Source organism: Streptomyces sp. NPDC041068 (assembly GCF_040647455.1).
In the GTDB taxonomy this organism is placed as follows: domain Bacteria; phylum Actinomycetota; class Actinomycetes; order Streptomycetales; family Streptomycetaceae; genus Streptomyces.
In genome coordinates this window covers 51,010-76,627 of the sequence record NZ_JBEZCG010000003.1, presented here as the reverse complement: position 1 = coordinate 76,627, position 25,618 = coordinate 51,010, and the positions used below count along the sequence as shown (strand labels likewise).

The 25,618-nt window shown below is 71.1% G+C and carries 21 protein-coding genes and 1 pseudogene; 6 read left to right on the top strand and 16 right to left on the bottom strand.

Annotated features, from left to right (window positions below):
• Position 1 precedes the first annotated feature (1 nt).
• From AB0B50_RS07400 to AB0B50_RS07370, 7 genes are all read right to left on the bottom strand, one after another.
• On the bottom strand, positions 2 to 1,342 hold the full coding sequence (locus AB0B50_RS07400) for an NtaA/DmoA family FMN-dependent monooxygenase (RefSeq protein WP_362327080.1): 1,341 nt from the start codon (positions 1,340 to 1,342) through the stop codon (positions 2 to 4).
• Complete coding sequence (locus AB0B50_RS07395; protein WP_362327078.1) at positions 1,339 to 2,457, bottom strand: LLM class flavin-dependent oxidoreductase; 1,119 nt, start codon at positions 2,455 to 2,457, stop codon at positions 1,339 to 1,341. The genes AB0B50_RS07400 and AB0B50_RS07395 overlap by 4 nt, the downstream gene beginning before the upstream one ends.
• 113 nt (positions 2,458 to 2,570) lie before the next feature.
• Positions 2,571 to 3,545 carry an ABC transporter substrate-binding protein gene (locus tag AB0B50_RS07390; protein WP_362327076.1) on the bottom strand — a complete coding sequence of 325 codons (975 nt, stop codon included), beginning with the start codon at positions 3,543 to 3,545 and terminating at the stop codon, positions 2,571 to 2,573.
• Between the two features lie 10 nt (positions 3,546 to 3,555).
• On the bottom strand, positions 3,556 to 4,341 hold the full coding sequence (locus AB0B50_RS07385; RefSeq protein ID WP_362327074.1) for an amino acid ABC transporter ATP-binding protein: 786 nt from the start codon (positions 4,339 to 4,341) through the stop codon (positions 3,556 to 3,558).
• On the bottom strand, positions 4,338 to 5,231 hold the full coding sequence (locus tag AB0B50_RS07380) for an amino acid ABC transporter permease (RefSeq protein ID WP_362327072.1): 894 nt from the start codon (positions 5,229 to 5,231) through the stop codon (positions 4,338 to 4,340). The genes AB0B50_RS07385 and AB0B50_RS07380 overlap by 4 nt, the downstream gene beginning before the upstream one ends.
• The gene (locus tag AB0B50_RS07375) at positions 5,215 to 6,996 is read right to left on the bottom strand and encodes an FAD/NAD(P)-binding protein (RefSeq protein ID WP_362327070.1); all 1,782 of its coding nucleotides are present in this window, start codon (positions 6,994 to 6,996) and stop codon (positions 5,215 to 5,217) included. Before AB0B50_RS07375 ends, AB0B50_RS07380 begins: the two co-directional genes overlap by 17 nt.
• Complete coding sequence (locus AB0B50_RS07370) at positions 6,993 to 7,859, bottom strand: amino acid ABC transporter permease (RefSeq protein WP_362327068.1); 867 nt, start codon at positions 7,857 to 7,859, stop codon at positions 6,993 to 6,995. The genes AB0B50_RS07375 and AB0B50_RS07370 overlap by 4 nt, the downstream gene beginning before the upstream one ends.
• 507 nt (positions 7,860 to 8,366) lie before the next feature.
• Here AB0B50_RS07370 and AB0B50_RS07365 point away from each other — a divergent pair.
• Positions 8,367 to 9,326 (top strand): ABC transporter substrate-binding protein, encoded by a 960-nt coding sequence (locus tag AB0B50_RS07365; protein WP_362327065.1) that lies wholly within the window; start codon positions 8,367 to 8,369, stop codon positions 9,324 to 9,326.
• Between the two features lie 27 nt (positions 9,327 to 9,353).
• Here the strand turns inward: AB0B50_RS07365 and AB0B50_RS07360 are convergent, their stop codons facing one another.
• Entirely contained in the window at positions 9,354 to 10,670 is a 1,317-nt protein-coding gene (locus tag AB0B50_RS07360; protein ID WP_362327062.1) for a DUF5685 family protein, read from the bottom strand.
• Between the two features lie 291 nt (positions 10,671 to 10,961).
• Between AB0B50_RS07360 and AB0B50_RS07355 the strand changes: the two genes are divergently transcribed.
• Entirely contained in the window at positions 10,962 to 11,411 is a 450-nt protein-coding gene (locus AB0B50_RS07355) for a cell division protein SepF (RefSeq protein ID WP_362327059.1), read from the top strand.
• Between the two features lie 42 nt (positions 11,412 to 11,453).
• Here the strand turns inward: AB0B50_RS07355 and AB0B50_RS07350 are convergent, their stop codons facing one another.
• Both AB0B50_RS07350 and AB0B50_RS07345 read right to left on the bottom strand, forming a co-directional pair.
• Positions 11,454 to 12,650 (bottom strand): acyl-CoA dehydrogenase family protein, encoded by a 1,197-nt coding sequence (locus tag AB0B50_RS07350; RefSeq protein WP_362327056.1) that lies wholly within the window; start codon positions 12,648 to 12,650, stop codon positions 11,454 to 11,456.
• Positions 12,651 to 12,867: 217 nt separating this feature from the next.
• Positions 12,868 to 14,493, bottom strand: coding sequence for an MFS transporter (locus tag AB0B50_RS07345; RefSeq protein WP_362327053.1), 1,626 nt, complete (start codon positions 14,491 to 14,493; stop codon positions 12,868 to 12,870).
• Between the two features lie 229 nt (positions 14,494 to 14,722).
• Between AB0B50_RS07345 and AB0B50_RS07340 the strand changes: the two genes are divergently transcribed.
• Both AB0B50_RS07340 and AB0B50_RS07335 read left to right on the top strand, forming a co-directional pair.
• Positions 14,723 to 15,871, top strand: a complete 1,149-nt coding sequence (locus AB0B50_RS07340) for a glycosyltransferase family 39 protein (RefSeq protein ID WP_362327050.1) — start codon at positions 14,723 to 14,725, stop codon at positions 15,869 to 15,871.
• 258 nt (positions 15,872 to 16,129) lie between these two features.
• Complete coding sequence (locus tag AB0B50_RS07335; RefSeq protein ID WP_362327047.1) at positions 16,130 to 17,155, top strand: phosphatase PAP2 family protein; 1,026 nt, start codon at positions 16,130 to 16,132, stop codon at positions 17,153 to 17,155.
• 159 nt (positions 17,156 to 17,314) lie between these two features.
• On the opposite strand, the gene AB0B50_RS07330 is transcribed toward AB0B50_RS07335, so the two are convergent.
• Complete coding sequence (locus tag AB0B50_RS07330; protein WP_362327044.1) at positions 17,315 to 17,530, bottom strand: I78 family peptidase inhibitor; 216 nt, start codon at positions 17,528 to 17,530, stop codon at positions 17,315 to 17,317.
• A 462-nt stretch (positions 17,531 to 17,992) separates the two neighbouring features.
• Here AB0B50_RS07330 and ctaD point away from each other — a divergent pair.
• Positions 17,993 to 19,630 (top strand): annotated as a pseudogene (ctaD, locus tag AB0B50_RS07325) (cytochrome c oxidase subunit I); the annotation flags it as partial.
• Here the strand turns inward: ctaD and AB0B50_RS07320 are convergent.
• The 5 genes from AB0B50_RS07320 to AB0B50_RS07300 form a co-directional block, all read right to left on the bottom strand.
• The gene (locus AB0B50_RS07320) at positions 19,566 to 20,642 is read right to left on the bottom strand and encodes a YafY family protein (protein WP_362327041.1); all 1,077 of its coding nucleotides are present in this window, start codon (positions 20,640 to 20,642) and stop codon (positions 19,566 to 19,568) included. The pseudogene ctaD and the gene AB0B50_RS07320 overlap by 65 nt on opposite strands.
• Positions 20,643 to 20,696: 54 nt before the next feature.
• Positions 20,697 to 21,596 carry a hypothetical protein gene (locus tag AB0B50_RS07315; RefSeq protein WP_362327038.1) on the bottom strand — a complete coding sequence of 300 codons (900 nt, stop codon included), beginning with the start codon at positions 21,594 to 21,596 and terminating at the stop codon, positions 20,697 to 20,699.
• Positions 21,593 to 22,855 (bottom strand): glycosyltransferase family 4 protein, encoded by a 1,263-nt coding sequence (locus AB0B50_RS07310; protein WP_362327035.1) that lies wholly within the window; start codon positions 22,853 to 22,855, stop codon positions 21,593 to 21,595. Before AB0B50_RS07310 ends, AB0B50_RS07315 begins: the two co-directional genes overlap by 4 nt.
• Positions 22,856 to 23,018: 163 nt before the next feature.
• Positions 23,019 to 24,314, bottom strand: a complete 1,296-nt coding sequence (locus tag AB0B50_RS07305) for an ABC transporter substrate-binding protein (RefSeq protein ID WP_362327032.1) — start codon at positions 24,312 to 24,314, stop codon at positions 23,019 to 23,021.
• Positions 24,289 to 24,864 (bottom strand): hypothetical protein, encoded by a 576-nt coding sequence (locus AB0B50_RS07300; RefSeq protein ID WP_362327029.1) that lies wholly within the window; start codon positions 24,862 to 24,864, stop codon positions 24,289 to 24,291. Before AB0B50_RS07300 ends, AB0B50_RS07305 begins: the two co-directional genes overlap by 26 nt.
• Before the next feature lie 165 nt (positions 24,865 to 25,029).
• On the opposite strand from AB0B50_RS07300, the gene AB0B50_RS07295 reads away from it, so the two are divergent.
• On the top strand, positions 25,030 to 25,617 hold the full coding sequence (locus AB0B50_RS07295; RefSeq protein WP_362328206.1) for a hypothetical protein: 588 nt from the start codon (positions 25,030 to 25,032) through the stop codon (positions 25,615 to 25,617).
• The last annotated feature ends 1 nt before the right edge of the window (position 25,618 follow it).

Sequence of the window (25,618 nt, the reverse complement as noted above, 5' to 3'; positions counted from 1 at the left end):
ATCAACCCTTCCATACGGGCTCGCGCAGCCCGAGGTGTGAGCGCAGCGTCGCGCCCTGGTATTCCGTGCGGTACACGCCGCGCTCCTGGAGCAGGGGCACCACCTTCTCGACGAACTCGTCGAGCCCGCCCGGCGTCAGATGCGGTACGAGGATGAAGCCGTCGGCGGCCTCGGTCGCCACGGACTCCGCGAGCTCGGCGGCGACCGTGTCCGGGGTGCCGATGAAGGACTGGCGGGTGGTGGTCTCGATGACGGTCTGGCGGATGGAGAGCCCCTTGGCCTCGGACAGGGCCCGCCACTTCGCGGCGACGGCAGTGGGGCCTCCCCCGCTCGAGCCAAGTCGAGAGCTTGGGGAAGGGTCCTTGATCTTCACGCGTCCCTGGACCAGCTCCGACTCCGGGTCCGGATCGATGTCGGGCAGCGGCCCGTCCGGGTCGTACGCGGACAGGTCGACGCCCCAGACCTGTTCCAGGGCGAGGATCGCGTTCTGCGGGGAGACCTGCTTGCGGCGGATCTCGGCGGCCTTCTCCTGGGCCTCGGCCGCGGTGTCGCCGAGGACGCAGGTGACCCCGGGCATGATCTTCAGGTCGTCGGCGTCCCGCCCGTACTTCGCGAGGCGGCCCTTGACGTCGGCGTAGAAGGCGCGGCCCGCCTCCGGTGTGCCGTGCCGCGTGAAGATCACGTCGGCGGCCGAGGCCGCGAACTCCCGCCCCTCGGGCGAGTCCCCCGCCTGGATCACCACGGGGTGCCCCTGCGGGGAGCGCGGCACGGTGAACTCGCCCTCGATCGCGAAGTGCCGCCCCTGGTGCGCGAAGGGCCGCGGCCTGCCCTCCGGCGTCCAGGAGTCCCACAGCTCGCGCGCGGTCGCGAGGAACTCGGCGGCGCGGGTGTACCGGTCGGCGCGATCCAGGTAGCCGCCGCGCCGGAAGTTCTCGCCGGTGAAGGCGTCCGAGGTGGTGACCACGTTCCAGGCGGCGCGGCCCGCGCTCAGATGGTCCAACGAGGCGAACCTGCGGGCCAGTTCGAAGGGTTCGTTGAAGGTCGCGTTCACGGTGCCCGCGAGGCCGAGCCGCTCGGTGACGGCGGCGAGCGCGGTCAGCACGGTGAGCGACTCGGGCCGCCCGACGACGTCCAGGTCGTGGATGCGCCCCTTGTGCTCGCGCAGGCGCAGTCCCTCGGCGAGGAAGAAGAAGTCGAACAGGCCGCGCTCGGCGGTGCGGGCCAGCGCCGCGAAGGAGGAGAAGTCGATCTGCGAGCGGGACCTGGGGTCGGTCCACACGGTGGTGCTGTTGACGCCGGGGAAATGGGCGGCCAGGTGCACCTGCTTGGGTCGCTCGGTCATGACGGCTCCCCCACGAGTGACGTCTCCTCCACGAGTGACGTCTCCTCCACGAGCGCGGCGTAACGGTTGGCGGGCCGGGCGAGCCCCAGGTGCTCCCTGAGCGTGCTGCCCGGATAGAAGGTGCGGAACAGGCCGCGGTGCTGGAGCAGCGCGACGGTGCCGTTGACGAGCCGCTCCAGATCACGCCGCGGCTCGACGGGCGTGAGGTGGAAGCCGTCCACGGCGCCCGCGCGGTGCCAGTCGGCGATCAGGTCGGCCAGGTCGACGGGCCCACCCCGGTAGGAAGGACCCTCGGCGGTGGGCAGCGGCCCCCCTCCGTGCCCCGGCTCGGCGGCACACTCCCCGCCGCCGAGGTCGACGACGAGGGCGGCGAGGACCCGCAGCGTCCGCGGGTCGCGCCCGAACCGCGCGGCCAGGCCCCGCAGTTCGGCCCGCGCGGCGTCGGCACGCTCGGCGGACGCGGCGCGCACGAGCACGACGTCCGCGTACCTGGCCGCGGTCTCGCGGGCCTGCGGCGCGGTCGCGTCGACCACGACCACGGGGTGGCCCTGCGGCGGCCGGGGCACGATGGAAGGGCCCCGCACCGAGAAGAAACGGCCCGCAAAGTCGACGTAGTGCAGCTTGTCCCGGTCGATGAAGCGACCGGTGGGCGCGTCCCGTATCTCCGCGTCGTCCTCCCAGCTGTCCCACAACCGCCGGGCCACGTCGGCGACTTCACCGGCCTCGTGCCACAGCTCCTCGCGGGGCGCGGCGTGGCGCCGGCCGAAGAGCTTGGCCTCGGCCTCGGTCGCCGACACGTCGACGGCCCAGCCGGCCCGCCCGCGGCTGACCCAGTCGAGAGTCGCCAGGGCGGCCTGCACATGGAACGGCTCGGTATGCGTGGTGGTGACGGTCGGCACGAGTCCGATGCGCCCGGTGCCGGGCGCGATCCTGGCGGCCACGCCGAGCGCGTCGAGCCCGGCTCGCGCGAAGGAGTCACCGAGGGTCACGAAGTCCAGGGCCCCGTGCTCGGCGAGCAGCGCCAACTCGGCGTAGGGAGGCGCATCGTAGACATCGGGCAGATCGATGGCGGCGGAGAGGTGGAGGGGGCCGCGGCCGGTTGGTGCGGTGGACATCAGCTGTACCTTTCTGGGCGAGGTGTGCGCCCCCTCAGGGGCGCGGGGCCGTATCGACTCGCGGCTCCGCCGCGTGGGCGCGACAAGCCACAGCGCGCCCGCAGACGAAATGGCTACGGCTTGGGCAATCCCGGCGGGTTGATCCGTGACTTCTCCACGGCCTCCCGCGAAAGCCCCCACCGCTTCAGCACCTCCCCGTAACTCCCGTCCGCGATCACATGGTTGAGAGCCGCGGCATACGCGTCGACAAGACCGCTCCCCTTCTTCGTGGTCGCGGCGATCTCCCCCTGGAGCGCCGCACCCCCACCGGAGAGCGAACCGACCACCTTCGTCTGCCCGGCGGAGGCCACGTGGTACAAGACCGAGGGGCTCGGCCCGAGATACGCGTCGATACGCCCCGACTGGAGGGCCAGGTAGTAGTCCGAGTCCTTCTGGAAGTACTTGATGTCGACCGGCTCGCGCCCGGCCTTCTCGTTCCGCCTGCTCCAGTCGACGAGGATCTTCTCCTGGTTGGTGCCGGAGGAGACCGCGACGGACTTGCCCGCCACGTCTCTTGGCCCCTTCACCGTCCAGTCGGCGTCCTTCCTCACCTCGAAGGCGATGTTGTCGAGGCGGTAGGTCGCGAAGTCGTACTTCTCCTTGCGCTCCTCGGTCACCGTGACATTGCTGAAGACGCCGTCGAACTTCCCGCTGTCCAGGCCGACGAAGAGGTTCTCCCAGGAGGCCTGCTCGAACTTCGGCTCGAGACCGAGCGTGTCGGCGACGAGGATCGCGAGGTCGACCTCGGAGCCGATCCGCGTCCTGTCGTCGGTGGCGTAGAAACCGAGCGGGGCGGCCGATTCGGCACCGCCGCCGAGCCGCAACGTGCCCCGCTCGCGGACCTCTTCGGGCACGAGCGCGGCGATCGAGGCGACCTTCTTGCCACGTACACGGTTCTGGTCGGGCCCGATGTTGATGGAGCCGACCTTCTTGGTGCCGGGCTCGGCGCCGCCGGTCGCGGCGTCGCTTTCACCGCCGCAGGCGCCGAGCAGGGGCACGGTGGCCAGCAGGGCGAGAGCGGCGGCGAGGGTGGTGCGTCGGGAATGCATCGAGGGGCTCCTAGAGGACCTTGGAAAGAAACGCACGCGTACGCTCGTGCCGCGGGGAGTCCAGTACGTCGCCCGGGGCGCCCCGCTCGACCACCCGCCCGTCGTCCATGAAGACGACCGTGTCTGCGACCTCCCGCGCGAAGCCGATCTCGTGCGTGACGACGATCATCGTGGTGCCCTGGCGCGCCAAGTCCTTGATGACGTCGAGGACTTCGCCGACCAGCTCCGGGTCGAGCGCGGACGTCGGCTCGTCGAAGAGGAGCAGCTTCGGCTCCAGGGCGAGCGCGCGGGCGATGGCGACGCGCTGCTGCTGCCCGCCGGAGAGCTGCTTGGGGTAGGCGCCGGCCTTGTCGGCGAGGCCGACCCGGGCGAGCAGGGCCTCAGCGCTCGCGACGGCCTCCTTGCGGGGCCGCTTCAGCGCGGAGACGGGCGCCTCGACGATGTTCTCCAGGACGGTCAGATGCGGGAAGAGGTTGAAGTTCTGGAAGACGAAGCCGATCTGCGTGCGCTGCTTGAGCACCTCGCGCTCGCGCAGCTCGTACAGCTTGTCCCCGGAGCGCCGATACCCGACGAGCGCGCCGTCGACGCTGACCCAGCCGCCGTCCACCTTCTCCAGGTGGTTGATGGTGCGCAGGAGCGTGGACTTGCCGGAGCCGGAGGGCCCGAGGACGACGGTGACCTCGCCCGCGGCGACCTCCAGGTCGACGCCCTTCAGCACCTCCAGGGCGCCGAAGGACTTGCGGACGGAGCGGAGTTCGACCATGGCGGTCCTGGTGTCAGCGACCTGTGCGCTCATCGCGCGGCCCCCTTGGAGTAGTGACGTTCGACGTAGTGCTGGAGGACGGAGAGCGCGCTGGTCAGGAGGATGTACCAGACGGTGGCGACCATCAGGAGCGGCACGACGCGGCCGTTGCGGCCGTAGATGACCTGCACTTGGTAGAAGAGCTCGCCGATCGCCATCACGGAGACGATCGAGGTGCCCTTGAAGAGGGAGATGATCTCGTTGGCGGCGTTCGGCAGGATCGACCGCATCGCCTGGGGAAGAACGATCCTGCGCAGCTGCCGCACCCGGGGGATGCCGAGCGCGGCCGCGGCCTCCGACTGACCGCCGTCGACGGCCAGTACGCCCGCGCGCACGATCTCCGCGGCGTACGCGGCCTGGTGCAGGGCGAGGCCGAGGACGGCTGCGCCCATCGCGCCGACGAGCCCCATCGTGTCGAAGGAGAGGAAGCCGGGCCCGAACGGGATGCCGAACCGCACCTCCTTGTAGAGGTAGGCGAGGTTGAACCAGAACAGCAGCTGCACGATGAGCGGGATCGAGCGGAACGCCCAGACGTAGGCGAAGGCGACCGAGCGCAGGAAGGGGCTCGCGGAGAGCCGCATGAAGGCGAGGACGATGCCGAGCGCGAAGCCGAGCGCCGTGCCGTAGAAGGTCAGCTGGAGGGTGACCCAGACGGCTTCGAGTATCACGTCGGCGGTGAAGAACTCGGCGAACACCCCCCACTCCCAGGCGGGGTTGGTGACAAGGCCGTGCGCGAACTGCGCGACCAGGACGGCGGTCGCGGCGACGGCGGCCCACCGCCAGGGGTGCCGGACGGGCACGACCTTCAGGGCGGCGTGGTCGTCATCTGTCGGCCGCGTGGCCCTGTCACCTTTGCTGACGGGTGGATCACTGGTCAGGGACATGGCTTCCTCGGGTCGTGGAGGTGCGCAGGAAGTCGAGTACGGCGCGCGCGGTGGCGTCGTTCTGCCGGAAGGTGGGGCTGTTGGTCCGCGGCCGGGTGAACGCCCCCGCGCCGCGCGCGTTGGTGTGCGGGCCGAGCGCGAAGCGGCGCGGGTGCGGCACTCCCGCGCGGTCGAGCACCCGCCCGTCGGCCGGGTCGACGGAGAGGAGTCCGGCCTCGGTCGACGCGGCCCCCTCGGCGTGCAGCGCGCGAAGGAGCGGGTCCTTGGCGCGGGCGAGGGTGGGCTGCGGCAGCCGCGCCTCGACGAGCGCGCGGGCCTCGGTGACCTGCCCCGGCAGAGTGGGGCTCTGCGCGCGGAACACCCCGTCCTCCGCGGCGACTTGGACGTCCGCGCCGAGGAACCGCACGACTCCGGCGCGCGAGAGGGCGAGCAGCTGCCTCAGCCGGGGGCCGGGCGGCCCGGACGCGAGATAGCTGAAGAAGCCGTGCCACCACTCCCCCACGTCCCCGAGCCGCACCAACTGCCCGTAGACGGAGAGCAGTCCGAGGAAGACGGCGAGGTCGGGGCTGTACTCGGGGTCGTGCCTGCGCGTGAGGTCGCTCTCGATGTAGCCGCGCAGGCCCTCCTGCAGCGCCTCGTAGGAGGTGTACCGCACCCCGGTCAGGGGGTGGTCGAGGTCCGTGAGGTCGAGCCGGTCGGCGGGGTCGGGCACGGCGGAGGTGACGAGGGCGTCCAGCTCGGGGCTGCCGGGCGCGCAGGCCTCGTACTTCTCGTCGAAGTCCGTCCAGGCGGTCCGGGTGCGTTCGGGGTGCGCGGCGAAGAGGCGGTGGTAGTGGGCGAAGCCGAGCTCCTTCTCGACGAGCGGCCAGACGTCGCGCCGGAAGTCGAAGCCTCCGGGGACGGCGAGGATTTCGTCGATCTGCCGTGGCCCCAAGTACCTTGGCAGCGGCGGCCGTTCGCCCTCCCAGTCGTAGCCGATCTTCGAGTGGTAGGGGACGCCGCGCCGCGAGCCGACGTACAGGACGGGCTCGCGCCCCGAGGGTGCGTACGTGTCCCCTTCGTGCCGTCCGCCGCGCCCCTCGGTGAGCAGCACCATCAGGTCGACGAAGGCGAGTCCGAAGCCGCGCACGATGACGGGCGCACCGGGCGCCAGCCGCGACAGGTCGCTGTCCGCGGTGAAGTCGGGGGGCAGGTGCACGAGGCCGTTGGACTCGGCGTACGCGGCCAACTCGGTCTGCTCCTCGTCGAGTTCGGCGTCCAGATGCCCTTGCGCGAGGATGACGAGGTCGGCGGCGAGCGGCGCCTCGACGCCTTCGAGCACCACCTCCTGGCGGGTGTCGCGCGCCCCGGCGACGCGCAGCGCCCTGCGCCGGTGGTGGTGGACGGTAACGCCCTCCGGCAGGGCGGCCACTGCCTTCTCGTACACCCAGCGCATGTAGCCGCTCTGTTCGCGGCGGCCGAGGAAGGCCCGCCCGTCGCGCCCGGTCCACTCGTGGAGCGCGGGGCCCGGCAGGACGGGGCCCGTCACCTCCACCGTCTCGTCGGTGAACATCGTGACGTCCTGGGCCTGCGAGTTCATCCAGAGCAGCGGCGACTGGTCGTGCCGCCAGATGCGCCCGCCGCCCGGCGGGTAGGGGTCGACGAGGTGGATGTCGAGCCCTTCGATGCCCGAACCCTCGTACAGCTCGGGCGCGTTGGCGCCGAGGCGCTCCAGGATGCCGGTGGCGCGCGGGCCCGCGCCCACGATCACCAGGGAGCGCCTCATCGGGCACGCTCCGAGCCGCGCGCGTAGTGCCGCTCGACGTAGTACTGGCCGACGCTGAGCACCGAGGTGACCACGACGTACCAGAGGGTGGCGACCATGAGGAGCGGGATGACCTGGTAGGTGCGGTGGTAGACGAGCTGCACGGAGTAGAGCAGGTCCTGCACGGCGATGACGGAGACGATCGAGGTGCCCTTGAGCGTGCCGATCAGCATGTTCCCCGCGGGCGGCACGATGGAGCGCATGGCCTGCGGCAGCACGATCCGCCGCCAGCGGCGCCACCGCCCGAGCCCGAGCGACTGCGCGGCCTCGACCTGCCCGCGGTCGACGGAGAGGATGCCGCCGCGCACGACTTCGGCCGCGTACGCGGCCTCGTGCAGGGTGAGTCCGATGACGGCGATGGTGACGGGGCCGAGCAGATTCACCGTCTTCACGCCGAACAGCTCCGGGTACAGCGCCCCGATGTTGAACCAGAACAGCAGCTGCACCAGGATCGGCATCGACCTGAAGAACCAGATGTACCCCCAACTCACCCCCCTCAGCACGGGGTTGGCGGAAAGCCTGGCCATCGCGAGCAGCGTGCCGAGCGCGAAGCCGAGCGCCATGACGAGGGCGGTCAGCCAGAGCGTGAGCCCGAGGCCGCGCAGCACGGACGCCGAGGTGAAGTAGTCGGCGACGACGTCCCACTGGAACGCCTCATTGCGTACGACGGAGTTGGCGACCAGCGCGAGCAGCACCAGGACGACGACGGCCGCCGTCCACTGCCCGGCGCGGGGCCGCGGCACGATGTGCGGCGTGGCGTCGAGTTCTTCGGAATCTTGGGGTGGAGGGGCGGTCGCGACTTTGGCGAGGGTGTCGGAAGACATGCGGAAGGCTCCGTGGATACAGAAGATCGAACACGGGTGGTGCCTTCACACGGACCGAGCCCCTCAGCACGATCCGCCCTTGAGATTACGGGGCGCTTCACGTGCACTGTCAAGACTGTCCAGGATATGAGCGGTACGTCTCACGGCAGTTGACGCGGAAACGGATGCCTGTTCCACTTAGCCCATGCATCCGCAGCAGTGGCTGGTCACGCGCTCCCACATCGACTTCGGTCGAGTGTGGTCGGCGTCTTGTTGATGCCCTCTTGAGCCGACCCCCCTGCGCCTCACGCACCCACTGAGCCCTTCGGGCCCATCGGAGTTCGGCTCCCGCGCGTCGTCTCTCTCCAACGTCCGCGCTCCCGCGCGCCGTTGACCCCGCCTTCACACGCGTACGTCACCGCTCTTGCATCTCTTGCGTCTCTTGTGTCTCTTGCGTCCCGAGCGGCGACACCCCTCCCCTCGTACGTCCGCTTCGCCCTGCCCTGCCGAGCTGGAGAACGTCACGCCATGAGCACGCCCCCGCATTCCCGCCGCATCCCGGCGGCCTTCGCCCTGATCACCGCCGCCACCCTCGCGCTGACCGGCTGCGGCTCCGACGACTCCGCACAGACCGCGTCGGGCGCGGCCCCGGCCGGCAAGAGCGCGAAGATCCCGACCACGGACGTGGTGTCCTCCGTCAAGAAGAACGAGGCCGCGGCGGACCTGCTGCCCGCGGACGTACGCGAGCGGGGCACGCTCGCCCTCGCCTCCTCCGTCGGCGGCACCCCGCCGGGCGCGCTCTACCTGGAGGACGGCAGGACGATCGTCGGCCAGGACATCGACTTCGCGGACGCGGTCGCCAAGGTCCTCGGCCTGAAGCTGAAGCGGGAGGCCGCGAGCTTCGAGGCGATCCTGCCCGCCCTCGGCAGCGGCAAGTACGACCTGGGCACCGGCAACTTCGGTGTCACCGACGAACGCCGCAAGACCATCGACTTCGTCACGTACATCAACGACGGCCAGGGCTTCGCCGTCCGCAAGGACAGCAAGCTGAAGAAGGTCACCGACTTCGAGCAGCTGTGCGGCCTGAACGTGGCGACCGGCGCGGGCACCACGTTCGAGGTCACCCTTGAGGACAACAAGCACGTCTGCGAGGACGCCGGCAAGAAGCCGTACAGCGTGAAGACGTACGCCGAGCAGAGCGCGATCTGGGCCGCGCTGCAGCAGGGCCGCGCCGACGTGGTGATGTCCACCATCAACGGCCTGCGGTACGCGGTGAAGCAGCAGGAGGGCCTGAAGTTCCTCGGCGAGTACCACCGGCTCGACGTCGGCTTCGCCTTCAAGAAGGGCACGAAGCTGGCGCCCGCGTTCCGGGCCGCGGTCGATCAGCTGATCAAGGACGGGACGTACGACCGCATCCTGGAGAAGTGGGGCACGCAGGGCTCGGCGATCGAGAAGTCCCGGATCTCCCCGCCGGAGATCAAGGACTGACCCCCGGCGACCACACCGTCCCTGCGGCTACAGCCCGCAGTCGCAGCAGGAGCAGCACTCGCAGATGCCGCAGCAGCCGCAGTCGCAGTCGCAGTTGTTGCAGCAGCCCTCGCGCTTCTTGCGGGACCAGGGGCCCTCGTAGTGGTCGGCGCAGCACACCTTGCAGGTGCAGCACAGCCCGATGGCGACGGCACACCCCGCCCAGAAGCCGCGCTTGCCCGGCTTCGGCGGCTGCGGCTCGAAGGCGGGCCCACCGCCGAAGCCACCGGGGCCACCCGGACCGCCGGGCCCCTGGGGACCGCCCGGCCCACCGGGCCCACCGCCTCCGTACGGATTGCCACCTCCGTACGGATTCTGCGGGCCGTACGGACCACTGGAGGGGGGTCCGTACGGCCCGCCCTGCTGCGGAGCCCCGTACCCACCGCCCTGCTGCGGCGGCCCGAAGGACCCGCCCTGATGGGCCGTCACCTCATGGCCGTGCCCGCACGCGTCGGTGCCGAAGGCCCGGTCGACCGACCGGCGCAGCTCGTGCGCGAGGAGCATGTGCGCGAGTTTGCCGTCGGTGAAATCGGCGTCACGCAGCGCGAGCCGGATGCCGTGCAGCGCGTCGTCGGCCAGGCGGCGCGCCTCGGCCAGGGACGTGCCGGTCGCGGCGAGCGGGTTCCACGCACCCGACGCGGCGTCAGCTTCCTTGTCCTCCACGGCGTCGAGCAGGTGCGCGAGGCGACCGAAGAGCCGTCCCGCCTCGGCGAGCGGCTCCGCGTTGCCGGGCCGCCCCGCGAGCACGGCGGTGTGCGCGAAGGCCGCGGCGGTCGCGGTCTCGGTCGGCTCGGTGACCGCGAGCAGCGAGGTGCCAGGACCCGCCAAGGCCTCGACGCCGGCCTGCCGTTCGACGGCGTCGAGGAGGACCGCCGTGTCGAATCCCACATCGGCGCCGGTCCGCGCCCCCGCCTTGTCCCAGTTCCTGGCCACGCGCCGGGCGGCGGCAGCCACCGGCCTGCGGGCGAGCAGCCCGTCCCCGTCCACGACATGGTCACGGACCTTGGCCGACGCCAGCACCAGCGAGACGGCGGCGGCGAGCCGCGCCCCCTCGCCCTGCGCGACGGAGGCCGTCCGCATCCCGCGCAGCGGACAGGGCCCCGCGGTGCGCCGCCAGCCGGTCGACCGCTCGGCCTGAGCCTCCGTCAGAACCGAGATGATGAGCCCGTCGTAGTTGGTGACGACGCGGGCGAACTGCCCGTGGTCACCGCGCAGTGCGAGGCAGAGCCCGCACAGGTGCGCCATCCACTGCGTCTTGAGTCCTTCGCCGAGACGGTGGCTGCAGGGCCTCACGATTCCGAACAAGACGACTCCCCCGAGAAGCCCGATGTCGATCAACTCCGGCATCGTAGCGAGGGTCCCGTTCACCCGGACGCACCGACCGTCACCCGTACGCCGTGAAGAATCATATTTCACTCTCCGTCAGCAGCCGTACACGGCAATACCCTTGGAGCGCCACGTGCGTCGGCGTGTTGACTCTGCACCAGTACCGTCACGAAAACCCCGCGCGGCGACTATCCACTTGGCGCACCATCCGCATCATGGACGACCATAGGGATGCGGAACGCAGGGAAACCGCTGTGAGAGGAGGCGTCCATGGGATCGGTGCGCAAGGCGAGTGCCTGGCTTGGCCTCGTCGACGACAACAACGACGAGCGTTACTACGACGACGGCTACGAAGACGACCGGACTGAGGGGCCCGACCAGCCCGAGGCCTGGGTCACCGACCCGCGGGTGCGGGTGGCGAGCGAGACGGCCGAGGAGCAGGGACACCGGATCGGGACCGTGACCCCGGACAGCTTCCGGGACGCGCGCGGCATCGGCGAGCTCTTCCGGGACGGCGTCCCGGTCATCATGAACCTCACGTCCATGGAGCCCACCGACGCCAAGCGCGTGGTCGACTTCGCGGCCGGCCTCACCTTCGGTCTGCGCGGTTCGATCGAGCGCGTGGCGACGCGGGTCTTCCTGCTGACCCCCGCCGACACGCAGATCGTCAGCGGCGAGGCCGCGAGCCGTCCCTCGGACGGCTTCTTCAACCAGAGCTAGGGGCAGGGCCGCTCACCGGAGCCGGGCCCGTGACCGGACCGGTCACCGGAAGGCGTCGAGACCGGTGAGCGCCTTGCCCAGTACCAGCTGATGCATCTCGACGGTGCCCTCGTACGTGAGCACCGACTCGAGGTTCGTCGCGTGCCGCATGACGGGGTATTCGAGCGAGATCCCGTTGGCGCCCAGGATCGTCCTGGACGTGCGGCAGATCTCGATCGCTTCTCGTACGTTGTTGAGCTTGCCGAAACTGACCTGCTCGGGACGGAGCCTGCCCGCGTCCAGGCGCCGCCCGAGGTGGTGGGCGAGCAGGATGCCCTTGTGCAGCTCGACCGCCATGTCGGCGAGCTTGGCCTGGGTGAGCTGGAAGCCGCCGATGGGCCGGCCGAACTGCTCGCGGGTCTTCGCGTACTCCACGGCCGCCTCGAAGGAGGAGCGGGCCGCGCCCATGGCGCCCCAGACGATGCCGTAGCGGGCGTGGGAGAGACAGCTGAGCGGGCCCTTGAGGCCGACGACCTCGGGGAGCACGGCGTCCGCGGGCAGCCGCACCTCGTCCATCACCAGCTCACTGGTGACGCTCGCGCGCAGCGACCACTTGTGCTTGATCTCGGGTGCCGAGAACCCAGGGGTGTCGGTGGGGACGACGAAGCCGCGGATCCCTTCGTCGGTCTGCGCCCAGACGACGGCGACGCCGGCCACCGACCCGTTCGTGATCCACATCTTCCGCCCGCTGAGCACCCAGTCGGTGCCGTCCTTCTTGGCGTGGGTCCGCATGGACGCCGGGTCGGAGCCGTGGTCGGGCTCGGTCAGGCCGAAGCACCCGATGATCGAGCCTGCGGCCATGCCCGGCAGCCACCGCTGCTTCTGCTCCTCGGAGCCGAACTTCCAGATCGCGTACATCGCGAGGGAGCCCTGCACCGAGACCAGGGACCTGATCCCGGAGTCCGCGGCCTCCAGCTCCAGGCAGGCGAGCCCGTACTGCACGGCGCTCGCGCCCGCGCAGCCGTAGCCCTCCAGGGACATGCCGAGCGCCCCGAGGGAGCCGAGCTCGCGGGCCAGCTCACGGATGCCGGGCAGCTCGCCCTTCTCGTACCAGTCGGCGATGTGCGGCAGGACGCGGTCCGTGGCCCAGGTGCGCACGGTGTCGCGGATCGCGAGGTCCTCGGGGTCGAGGAGGTCGTCGATGCCGAGGGGGTCGGTGGGGTCGAACGGCGGCAGAGGGGTGCGGACGCTTGCGGACATGCGGGCCTCCGGCGGCACAAAACTAGCAGTGGTAGTTAGCTACGGCTCGCGCTGACGTTACGACGCAGTGTCCCGCACGTCCAGAGTCTCCTTGCCGCCCGCCCCGCTCCCCGGCCACCCCCTGCACCGGACCGCGCACCGCCCTGAAACCCGGCCGCGCACCCGCCCCGAAAGGGCGGGTGGGTGGGGAAAGCGCCGGCCGCAGGCCGGACTCACCTCAGCGAAGAGACTCGGCGCCGACCCCGGCAGGGTCACGGGGTGCCGGCACTCCCTGCTCGAGCCGCGCCGCAGGCGCCCCGCACTCCATGGCCCGCGGCAGCTTCAGCGCCGCGAGGGCCCCGATGAGCAGCAGCCCCGCGCTGACCAGCAGGGTCACGTGCAGGCCGTGCACGAAGGCGTTCTGCGCCGCGGCCCGCAGGGCGTCGCCCGCGTCGCCGCCGAGCCGCGAGGCGACCCCGTAGGCCTCGCCGAGCGAGTGGCTCGCCGCGGCGCTGTCCGCCGCCGGCACGCCGTGGACGGAGGAGAGCCCCGGCGCGTACGCCGCGTTCATGACGCTGCCGAGCAGGGCGATGCCGATGCCCGCGCCCAGCTGGTAGGAGGTCTCGCCGATCGCGGCCGCCCCGCCCGCCTGCGACGGCGGTGCCTCGCTCAGCATCGACTCGTACGCGCCGAAGAGCGTGGTCTCCAGGCCGAAGCCGAGCAGGACGAAGCCGGTGAGGAGCAGCACGTCGTTGGCGTGGCCGCCCATGCCGGTGAGGAGCACCACGGCGAAGGCGGTGAGGCAGAAGCCTGCGCAGACCATCGTGCGCGGGCCGAAGCGGCTCAGGAGCTTCGACCCGGCGAGGCCCGCGGCCATCGCGGCGATGGTGAGGGGCAGCAGGCGCAGCCCCGTCTCCAGCGGGGACAGGCCGAGCACGAGCTGCAGGTACTGCGCGGCGATCAGTTCCAGGCCCACCAGGGCGAGCATGGCGAGGACGATGCAGCCGACCGACGTGCTGAAGGCGGGCCGCGCGAACATCGAGAGGTCGACCAGCGGGTGCTTGCGCCTGCGCTGTCTGCGGACGAAGCCGGCGAGCAGGACGATGCCCACGGCGAGGGAGACCAGGGTGGTGGCGCCGAGCGGCGACTCACCGCCGCCGAGCCGCTTCACGCCGAGCACGACGCCGAAGAGTCCGGCCGCGGCCATCAGCGCGCCGACCACGTCCCAGGGCCCGTCGCGGTCCCCGGTGGACTCGGGCAGCAGCCAGCGTCCGATGGGGAGGCTGACCAGCATCAGCGGGATGTTTATGAGGAAGACCGAGCCCCACCAGAAGTGCTCCAGGAGGAACCCGCCGAGCAGCGGTCCGACCGCCGCGCCCACGGCGGCCACGGCGCTCCAGATGCCGATGGCGACGGCCCGCTCGCGCCGGTCGGGGAAGACCTGGCGCAGGATCGAGAGTGTCGCGGGCATGATCATCGCGCCGCCGACGCCGAGCAGCGCCCGCGCCGCGATCAGGACCTGCGCGTTGTCCGCGAGGGCCGCGACCGCCGAGGCGACGCCGAAGAGGGCGTATCCGAGGAGGAGCACGCGTCTGCGCCCGACGCGGTCGCCGAGCGTGCCGAAGAGGATGAGGAGCGAGGCGCAGACCAGCGGATAGATGTCGACGATCCACAGCAGCTCGATCGCGCCCGGCCTCAGGTCCTCGGTGACCGCGGGCACCGCGACGTGCAGCACGGTGGCGTCCACGGCGACGAGCAGCAGGCTGACGCAGAGGACGACGAGCACGACCCAGCGGTTGGCCCCGGCACCGGCCCCGGATCCCCGACGGCCCTGCGGTGCTGCGGCCGTGGTCGTCCCGGACATGTGCGTACCTCCCAGTGATCCCTCGCATCGGCGGCCTGCGGGATAGAACTCCCTGCTCCGGCGGCGCAGACAAGGCGAGTGAGCCGTCAGAGTACGCGAGTTCACGCCTGGGGCGCGTGGCGGACCTCTCACGGTTGCACGGATGCGGTGTGGCGTACGCCACGCCCCCCACCTTTCGTCCACGCCCCTGGCGGGCTTCCAGTTCCCCCGACGGCCGATAATCGAGCCCGTGACCGATCTTGATCAAAACCTCCCGCCGGGCCGTGCGGACCGCGCGCTGCGCCGCGCGGCGCCCGCGCTCCTCGTGTACGCCGGGGTGCGTGCGCTGGGACTCGCCGTGCTCGCGGTGTGGGGCGCGGTGGCGGGCAAGAGTCCGCACACGCTGCTCACCGCCCGCTGGGACTCGCTCTGGTACACCCGCGTCGCCGAGCACGGCTACGGCTGGGAGGTGACACTCCCGGACGGCAGCGTCCACTCGAACCTCGCGTTCTTCCCGCTGCTGCCCTGGCTGGAGCGGCTCGTCTCGGCGCTGAGCCCTCTGTCGTACGCCGACGCGGGGCTCGTGGTCAGCTGGGTCGCCTCGCTCTTCGCCGCCGCGGGGATCTTCGCGGTCGCCGACCGTTCGTACGGGCGCCGGGCCGGGATCTGCGCGGCCGCGCTGTGGGCGGTGCTGCCCGTCGGCATCGTGCAGTCGATGGCGTACAGCGAGTCGCTGTTCACGGCGCTGGCGGCCTGGTCGCTGTACGCGGTGCTGAGGGAGCGCTGGGTGTGGGCGGGCGTGCTCGCCTCCTTCGCGGGTCTGACGCGGCCGGTCGGCGCGGCGGTGGTCGCCGCGATCTGGGTGGCGGCGGCCGTGCAGGTCCACCGGGAGCGACGGGCCGACTGGCGCATGCTCCTCGGTGTGGTCCTGGCCCCGCTCGGGGCCGCGGGCTATGTGCTCTGGGTCGGCCACCGCACCGGCGGCGGCCTCTTCGGCTACCTCGACGTACAGGCGGGCTGGGGCAACGGCTTCGACTTCGGCTACGCCTTCGCGCGCTTCGTCGGGGAGAAGTTCACCTCCGCGCCCGGGGCCTTCGCCGGGATCGGCCTCATCGTGGGCGTCGCCCTGGTCATATGGCTGTACGTCATCGGCGTACGGCAGAAGCAGCCGCTGCCGCTGCTCGTCTACTGCGGGATCGTCGTCGCGCTCGCGCTGTGCGCGGCCGGCTACTTCGGCTCGAAGCCGCGGCTCCTGCTGCCCGCCTTCCCGCTCCTGCTGCCGCTCGCGGTGGCGCTGGCCCGGCTGCGTACGTCCAGGTCGGCGCCGGTCCTGGCGGGTGTGGCCGTGGCGAGCGCGGTGTACGGGGCGTTCTGGCTGCACGGCTCGGGCCCACCGTGATCACGTCATGATCATTTCTGGGCCCCCGGCGACCGTACGGAAAATTCCACGCCAGGCCCCGGTGAACGAATTCATAAGCGCCATAAAACAGCACCGGAAATGATCAACGAATTGAGCAAGGGAGCATCCGGGAAATAAGGATTCCCGGAGGATTTCCGGGGAATAAACTTCGACCTGAGATCAATCCCACATCACATCGTCATCACAAAGCCACTGATTCGGCCTAGTGCCGCACTCACTCGCTGTAACGTCGATTGGGTGCGTACCGAACGAAACCTCACCCGTCTTGACCGGGTCTTCGCCCGGCTGGACCGTGAGCCGGAACGACCGGCCCACCTCGATGTGCCGAGGATGAGCCGGCACAGAGTCGTGCTCTTCAGCGCGACCCTGGCCTTCTACCTCGCCATCGTCGTCGCCGTGCTGACCACCTCGTGGCTGGTGCGGTTCGACTGGCAGGTCATGTTCTTCCGGCCCTACCAGCAGTGGCCCGAGATCCACGCCTTCCTGGACTACTGGGTCGTCCTCGGCCAGCGCGGCCCCACCGCCGTCATGGTCGCGGCCTGGCTCGGCTGGCGCTCCTGGCGGCAGCACACCCTGCGCCCGCTCCTGATGTTCGGAGCCGCGCTCCTGCTGCTCAACGTCACCGTCGGCGCCGCCAAGCTCGGCATGGGCCGCCTCGGCCCGCACTACGCCACCACCATCGGCTCGAACGAGATGTGGCTCGGCGGCGATATATTCCCCTCCGGCCACACCGCCAACGCCGTCGTGACCTGGGGAATCCTGGCCTACCTCGCCTCGACCCCGCTCACCCGCCGCTATCTGTCGGCCCTGTCCGCGGTGGTCTCCCTCAGCGTCGGACTCACCACCGTCTACCTCGGCACGCACTGGTTGAGCGACGTCTTCCTCGGCTGGGCCGCGGGCCTGCTGATCCTGCTCGCGCTGCCCTGGTTCGAGCCGCTGATCGCCCGGGTCGAGGCCATGATCTTCGGCCTCCGCGAGTCCTTGCGCGCCCGCCGCCCCGGTGTCGTCCTCGCGCCCGACACGGCCCCCGCGCCCATCGCGGCCTCCGCGATGGTGCCCCAGCGCCTCGCCACTGAGGACACGGCGCCCGCCCGCGAGACGGTCGGCGCCGCCCGTTCGGGACGGCCGGCCTATCTCGCGCCGGGCCCGCACACGGCCCGCTCCGAGCGGAGCCCGGTCACTCCCGCGGGCAGTCGCAGGCCGCCGCACTCCGACCGCGTCCCGCGCGGCACCACGTCGGCCCGCCCGGTGGCGGGGGGCTGACCCCAACACGGCGGGGGCCGGTACGCACAGCCCATCCCCCGCGTCGCGAAGGCCCCGGTTCCGCACAGGAGCCGGGGCCTTCGTCGTTCGGCCGCGGGGGCCGCAGGGGTCGCGGAGGTTGCGGGGGTCGCAGGGGTCGCGGGGGTCGCGGGGTGCCGCTCAGCCCTTCCAGCAGCGCTTCACGACGCCGTTGTCGACCTCGAAGTTCAGCCGCCCCGCGAGGTACTCCATGGTGATGATCGTGCCCGGCGCCAGCGACCTGACGGTGGACCAGCCGTGCTCGCGCGCCTGTCGCTCGGCGCCGTCGGCCGACAGGCCCACATAACGGTCCGGGCTGTCCTGGGGCTCTGTCGGAGGAGTGGGAATAGGTGCCATGGCCGCCACGTTAGGCGGCGCGGCACCGACGGGGAAGGCCGGGGCCGTGCACCATGCGTCACCGGTACCTCTCCGGTCACGCTTTTGTCACAGGATCACGACGTGCGTTTCGGTTGAACTCCGTCACACGTACGGGCGGTTCCGTACTTGCGGCAACGTAATTCAAGGGTGTCTTCACGCCACTCGAAAGCCATCTTGCCGATCACTTCGAAGGACCGTCCCGAATAACATCGCGGGTCCTTTACAGGCCCTCCGCATTTTTCGAATACCGGACGCCGCGCGGGATGTGACGGCGCATAGGGAATTCATGATTCCGGCGTGGACACCCGCGTGGACACGCCCTCACCGGACGTCCGGAAGCCGCGTACGCCCTCTGTCGCAGTCGAGTCGACGCGAGCATCATGGCGTGAGCTTCGAGCAGGCTTCGGGCAGGCCCAGGACGCGATGGCGAAGGGGCAAGCGATGGGGACCGAGACGGTGCGGGCGACCGAGCGGCCGGCGCGCGAGCGGGGGCCCGGACGGGTGGTCGTGGACTGGCTGACCACCACGGACCACAAGAAGATCGGCCATCTCTACCTGATCACGTCGTTCGTCTTCTTCCTGGCCGCAGGCCTGATGGCCCTGATGATGCGGGCCGAACTGGCCCGCCCGGGGCTGCAGCTGATGACCAACGAGCAGTTCAACCAGGCCTTCACCATGCACGGCACGATCATGCTGCTGCTCTTCGCGACGCCGACGTTCGCGGGGTTCGCCAACGAGATCATGCCGCTGCAGATCGGCTCCCCCGACGTGGCCTTCCCACGCCTGAACATGCTCTCGTACTGGCTGTTCCTCTTCGGCGGCCTGATGGTGCTCGGCTCGCTCCTGGTACCGGGCGGGCCCGCCGCCTTCGGCTGGTTCGCCTACGCGCCGCTCAACAGCCTGGAGCGTTCGCCGGGCATCGGCGCGGACCTGTGGATCATGGGGCTCGCACTCTCCGGCTTCGGCACGATCCTCGGCTCGGTGAACTTCCTGACGACCATCATCGGGATGCGCGCTCCCGGCATGACGATGTTCCGGATGCCCATCTTCACCTGGAATGTGCTGTTCACGTCGATCCTGGTCCTGATCGCGTTCCCCGTGCTCGCCGCCGCGCTGCTCGTCCTGGAGGCGGACCGGCGCTTCCACTCGCTCGTCTTCGCCTCGGAGAACGGGGGCGCGCTGCTGTGGCAGCACCTGTTCTGGTTCTTCGGGCACCCGGAGGTCTACATCATCGCGCTGCCGTTCTTCGGCATCATCACGGAGATCATCCCTGTCTTCAGCCGCAAACCGATCTTCGGCTACATGCCGCTGGTCGGCGCGACGATGGCCATCACCGGTCTGTCCGTGGTCGTGTGGGCGCACCACATGTTCGCCACCGGCGCGGTCCTGCTGCCCTTCTTCTCCTTCGTGTCCTTCCTCATCGCGGTCCCGACGGGCGTGAAGTTCTTCAACTGGACGGGCACGATGCTCAAGGGCTCGCTGTCCTTCGAGACACCCATGCTGTGGGCGGTCGGCTTCCTGGTGAGCTTCCTCTTCGGCGGCCTGACCGGCGTCATCCTGGCCTCGCCACCGCTCGACTTCCACGTCACCGACTCGTACTTCGTCGTCGCGCACTTCCATTACGTCGTCTTCGGCACCGTCGTCTTCGCGACCTTCGGCGGCTTCTACTTCTGGTGGCCGAAGCTGACCGGCAAGATGCTCGACGAGCGGCTCGGCAAGCTCCAGTTCTGGACGCTCTTCGTGGGCTTCCACATGACGTTCCTGGTCCAGCACTGGCTGGGCGCCGAGGGCATGCCGCGCCGCTACGCCGACTACCTCGCGGCGGACGGCTTCACGCTCCTCAACACCATCTCGACCCTCGGGGCGTTCCTGCTCGGCATGTCCACGCTGCCGTTCCTCTACAACATCTGGAGGACCGCCAAGTACGGCGAGAAGGTCGACGTCGACGACCCCTGGGGCTACGGCCGCTCCCTGGAGTGGGCGACCTCCTGCCCGCCGCCCCGGCACAACTTCGTCACGCTGCCCCGGATCCGCTCCGAGTCCCCGGCGTTCGACCTGCACCATCCCGAGTACGCGGCGTTCGCGGCGCGGGACGCGAACCGGGTGCCGCAGGATCCGCAGACGGAACACCCCGGTCCAGGGCCCGGCTGAGGAGGTCCCTCGCCGACCTGACCCGCTCGGACAGCTCGGCGGGCTCGATGACCTCGAACTCGAAGCCCATGAACATCACATGGAAGACCATCACGTCCAGGCTCGCCGCGCCCGTGCGCAGCAGGCAGGTCTCCTCGGACTCGGCCTCCAGGGTGCCGTCGGAGGGCGTGATGCGCTGGGCCGCCTCCTCCAGGGGCACGAGGAGGCGGACCACGGCCTGTGCGGCGTACGCGCGCGTGGAGACGCCCTTGGAGACGTACGCGGCGAGGTCGTCGGCCGGCGGGGTGCGCGGCGCGAACCGCGGACCGTGCGGCGGCCTCGGCTCGATGCGGTCCGCGCGGAAGGTGCGCCAGTCCTCGCGGTCCAGGTCCCAGGCCACGAGGTACCAGCGGCGCTCGGTGCACACCAGGCGGTGCGGCTCGACGATCCGGCGGGTCGAACTGCCCTGGTAGTCGCGGTAGTCGAAGCGCAGCCGCTCCGAGTCCCTGCACAGATGGGCGAGTTCGGTCAGGACCGCCGGGTCGACTCCCTGGGTCTGCGGGGTGCGCAGCATCGGCACCGTGAAGGCGTTCAGGGCACCGACGCGGCGGCGCAGCCTGTTCGGCAGCACCTGTTCGAGCTTGGTCAGGGCCCGTACGGAGGTCTCGCCGATGCCCTCGATGCCCTGCCCCGCGGCGGTGCGCAGGCCGACGGCGACCGCGACCGCCTCGTCGTCGTCCAGGAGCAGCGGCGGCAGCTCGGCCCCCGCGCCGAGCTGATAGCCGCCTCCGGTGCCGGGGCTCGCGTTGACGGGGTAGCCGAGCTCGCGCAGCCGGTCCACGTCGCGCCGGACCGTGCGCGGGGTGACGCCGAGCCGGTCGGCGAGGTCCGCGCCGGACCATTCGCGGTGGGCCTGCAGCAGGGAGAGCAGGCGGAGCAGTCGTGCCGATGTCTCCAACATGGACGTGATTGTGCCCTTGCTTCAGGACAGCCACGGTCCTCGGTGTCAGGGGTGTCAGGCCTCGGTGCCGTTCTCCCGTCCGCCCGTCTCCTCCTCGTCCCGCACCTCGCGGATGCGGACCGACAGGTCGTTGTCGTTGGTGTAGTACGGGCCCGCCTCGACCGCGCCGTGCGCCGCCGTCACCAAGCGCACCGCCGGGTAGGTGAAGATCGTCTTCTTGTCCGGGACGTCGTCCAGGAGCCGGGCGAGGCGCACCCGCGGCCCGCTCTCCCCCGCGGGGCGCAGCCACAGGTCCCAGGGCCCGGGACCGCTGTCGGCCAGCAGGCCGTGCCGCAGCCCGAAGGTGAACTCCGGCCCCTCGGCGGTGACTTCGACCCGGTGCGCGAGGTCGGGCTCGGCGCGCCGCACGGCCTCGGCGTACGCGGCTTCGGTGAGCGCGGTGCCGTAGACCCGGCCGTTGACGGTCATGGCCGCGTCGGCGAGCTCGATCTCGCCGGCCTCGGCGTGCGGCGCGCGCAGCCAGCTGCGCACGGAGAGGTTGCCCTGCTTCGTCGCGTACGGAATGCGCACCGCGACATGGCCGCGGCTACCGCTCGGCGCGCGGTCGACCAGCGAACGCAGGTCGTTCACACCCGGCATCAGACGGCGCGGCGCACCGCCCGCGACCTGCGCGTACGCATTCCAGCGGCCCTCGGCGAGCTGGACGCTGCTGGGCAGCGCGGCCCGCAGCCTGCCGTCCGCCGACGGCGAGAGCGGCAGGCGTACCTCGTCGTCCGACTCCCGGCGGCGCAGCAGCAGATAGGCCGCGTCCCTGGTGCCCGGCTCCCCCGGGTCGGTGACGTCGAAGGTGAGGCCTCCGGCGGAGTCGGCTATGCAGTCGGCATGCGGTGCCGTGGCCGACTCCTGGTCGTCCCCGGCGTGCGACGCCGCCTGCGAGGTGGCCAAGGCCGTCATGCGGTCGATCCCTTCGTCTGTACGCGGCCGAGATCCCGCACGGCGTACGCGCCCCCGAGCAGCGCGCCGCGCGTGCGGTGCAGGGAGCCGCGCATCCGGCCCCCCAGCGAGCTCCCGCGGGCGAGCATCCCGGAGAACATCGCGTCGTAGCGCTCGGCGATGCGTTCCGGGTCGAAGCGCTCGGAGTCCTGGAGCGCCGCGTCCGCCATCCGCTGCCGGAGCGAGTCGTTGTTGATCAGTTCGAGCAGTCCGCCCGCGATGGCGTCGGGGTTGCCGACCTCGACGAGGCGCCCGTCGACACCGTTGTCGATGATTTCGCCGGGCCCGTGCGGGCAGTCGGTGGCGACCACCGGGAGCCCGCAGCGCATCGCCTCGACGATCGTCATGCCGAAGGACTCCAGGCTGGAGGTGACGGCGGCGATGGAGCCCTTGGCCCACTCGGGCTCGATGGGGTGGGCGGGGCCCATGAGGAAGACGTGGTTGTAGAGGCCGAGCTCGTCGATCAGCGCGCGCAGCTTCTCCTTCTGCTTGCCGCCGCCGTAGATCCGCAGCCGCCAGTCGGGGCGCTCGCGGCGCACCTTGTCGAAGGCCCTGATCAGCAGGTCGTACCGCTTGACGGGCGCGAGTCTGCCGGCCGCCACGACCCACTTGTGGGAGCCGTCGGCCGGCTCGATGCCGGGCGCGGGTACCGGGTTCGGGACGGCCTGCACGTGGACGCCGGGCAGCCGCATCTTGCGCATGTAGGCGCGGGCGTCGGCCTCGGTCGTCGTGGTCAGGACGTCGAGGCGGGGGTAGACGCTGCGCAGCTGGCGGCGCAGTTCCTTGGAGTGGCTGTCGAGCGTGAGGTGTTCCTGGCCCACGCGCAGGGGGCCGCGCGCGGTCTGGCGGGCGATGTGCACGTTGAGGCCGGGGCGGGTGCCGACGACGACGTCCGCGTCGAGGGACGCGAGGTGGTCGGCGATGCGCCGGTCGGTGAGCGCGCTGTACTGGTCGTAGCGGCCTTCCGCGCTGGGGAATGTACGGGCGGGCCGCAGGTGCTCGGGGTCCTCGCCCTCGTAGCCCACGGTGCCCTTGCGGAGGTCGACGAGGTGGCTCAGCCGCACGCGCTGGTCGGGCGCGAAGACCGGCTCGTCACGGTGCCGGAAGACGGAGACGACCTCGACGTCGTGCTGCTGGGCCAGCGTGTTCGCCAGGTTGTACGTCGTCCGGATCGTCCCTCCGATTCCGTACGCGTTGTGAATCAGGAAAGAGATGTGCATGCGTCCCCGTATTCCGCGCTTCCGTGCGGACAGTCCCCCTCGTCCGCCTACCGATGGGTTAGACGGGGATTCCTGGCCAAGGGTTGGGTTTCATCATCATCCTGTTCTCAAACGGATGCATGATCGGTAGCCGGAGGCGGGAACCTTTCCGCGGCCCCACGCATCAAGGCTGGTAGGAGAGCTGGGGGACGTCGAAGCAGTTGTCGTTCATGTCCCCGCCCTGGGTGACCCAGCCCTTGCCGTCCTGCCAGCGTGCCACCGACACACACGTCCTGCGCGTCGTGGGCGGCTCCTTGCGGTGCTCGAAGACGGCCGGGAGAAGCAGCCCGCGCGCGGAGTACGGCTCGCCGCGGTTCATGAAGCGGTCCACGCACGCGCGCGTGACGTCACCGCCTCCACTTGTGCAGGACTTCGCCGCGTCGGTGAACCACATGGCGGCGGCCCAGCCCTCCAACTGCCACTGGGAGAGGTCCTTGTGCCCCTTCATGGCGGCGCGGAACTCCCGTACGGCCGGGTGGTCGGTGTCCTCGTAGTTCCGGCTCGCCCCGGTGGCCCACAGGGCGTTGCGGCAGCGCGGCGCGTCCTTGTAGTCGTCGCCCACGGAGGAGGTCCAGTTCTGCACGTTGGTGACCTTGGCGGTGACCTCCGCGCCGACGTCGTCCATCGCCTCGCACAGCTGGGCGTTGCCGTGCGTGTCCATCGCGTCGAAGACGAGGTCGACGTCCTGCTCCTTCAGATCGGCAGCGGCCGCGCGGAAGTTGGGCAGCGCGAAGTCGACCTGCTCGGTGACGACCTCGTACCCCTCGGCCTTCAGACCCCGGGTGACCAGGCGGGCGTACGCGGCGGAGGCGGCCTGGTTGTAGGAGACGACGGCGGCGGTCCGAGCGCCCTGCTCCCGCTTGAAGTAGCGGTACACCTCCGTCCCGCCGTACAGCTTGCCGCCCCACCCCGGCTTCCCCTCGCGCGGGGCGAGGCTGCCGTAGATCCCGTACAGATGCGGATACGTCTCGTACGCGGACCCGATGGGCTGGCCCCCGATGTCGGGCACGCCCGCGTCGGAGACCCTGGAGGCGCCCGCGTAGTCCAGGGAGGAGGTCGCCACGAGCGCGACGACCTTCTGCTCCTCGACCAGCTTGTGCACGCAGTCGTTGTTGCCGACGCCGCTGCCGCCGTCGTCGCAGGTGCGCACCTCGACCTTGCGCCCCGCGATGCCGCCGCGCGCGTTCAGCCGGTCGAAGTAGGCCTTGGCGCCGTCGCGCGGCCCCGTGAAGGCGGAGCCGCCGACCGGGCTGGTCGCGCTCGTGACGATGCCGACCCTGACCGGCGCTCCCCCGGCGGGTGCGGGCGCCGCGGAGCGCCGCTCGAAGTCGCTCTCGGGCAGCCGGCTCCCGCAGGCCGCGCTCGCCGTCAGGAGCGCGACGACGAGCAGCGCCTCAACAGCCCGGACCGGGCGACGCATTCCCGCTCAGCTTCACCAGGGCGCAGAGGGTCTTGACGGACACCTTCCAGGTGTCGTCCTGGTCGACGGCCGTCCCGGAGGCGTCGGGCAGCGCGGTGGCGCCCTTCAGCGTCAGTGCGTAGGTCACGGCCGCCTCGGTGGCCGAGGTGAACTCGACCTCGCCGACCTCCGCCGCGACCTGCTTGCCGCGCTCGTCGCCGCTGAAGCTCTTCAGTACGGCGCGCATCTTCGCCCCGTTCTCCAGGACGGTCTCCTTCTCCTTCAGCGAGACCTCGGGGTCGAAGAACTTCTCCCAGTTCTCCTCGACCTCCTTCTTGGCGGCCGCCGGGTCGGCGGGCGCGGTCGCGCCGTCCTGTGGCTCCTTCGAGGATTCGGTCGTCTTCTCCATGGAGGGCTCGGGCGGCTTGCTTCCGTCCCCGCCTCCGCTGTCGTCGCCACAGGCCGCGGCGGCCGGAACGATCAGCAGGACCGCGGCGGCCGCCAGCGCCGCGCTCCGCGCCCTTCCCCGCCCGCGAATCGCCCCCCGCCTGGGGCTGCTCCCGAGAACCATCTGGCTCACCACCGGGTGTCGGTCCGGGCCATCAGGGCCCGGTGCTTTCAGGGTCAGCTTCCAGAAGGCATAGTGCAAGCCATCGGCTGACATGGACAGCCCATTGACATCACTGACCAGACCGGCGTGATCCACATGACCGACGACGTGTCCCAGGGGGCCTCGATGCGGGCGGATCGGACAGCTCGGACAGGCAGCGCGCCCCGACCGGCCGGGCCGCGTGCCGTGCGCCCCGAGCTGTGGGCCGCGTTCGCGGCGCTCGCGGCCGGCGCGGTGCTCTGCGTGATCGGCTGGTACGGCATCTCCGGGGAGCGGTTCGCCGAGCGGCAGCTGCCCTATCTCGCGTCCTGCACGGTGCCGGGCGCCGCGCTGATCGTCGCGGGCGCGGTGCTGCTCACCCACGGCAGGAGCACCCTGGCCGCGGCGCGCGTCGAGGAGCTGTACGGCCTCCTGGTCGCGACCGAGCCCCCTGCGTCCGCGGAGCGGCCCCGGTCCCCGGTGGCGACCAGCGGCGAGCTCCTCATGGTCCCCGGCGGAACGCTCTGGCACCGCGCGGACTGCCCCCTGGTCGCCGGCAAGCCGGAGGCGGTCCCCGCGGACGCCACGGCCCTGTCGACGGGCGGTCTTGCCCCCTGCCCGATCTGCGAGCCGCGGCACTCGGTCTCCGTCGGCCCCGACGCACCGCCGCCCGACACACCGCCGCCCGACGCCCCTCCGACCGCCCAGGACCCCGAACCCGCCCCGGAGCGATGAC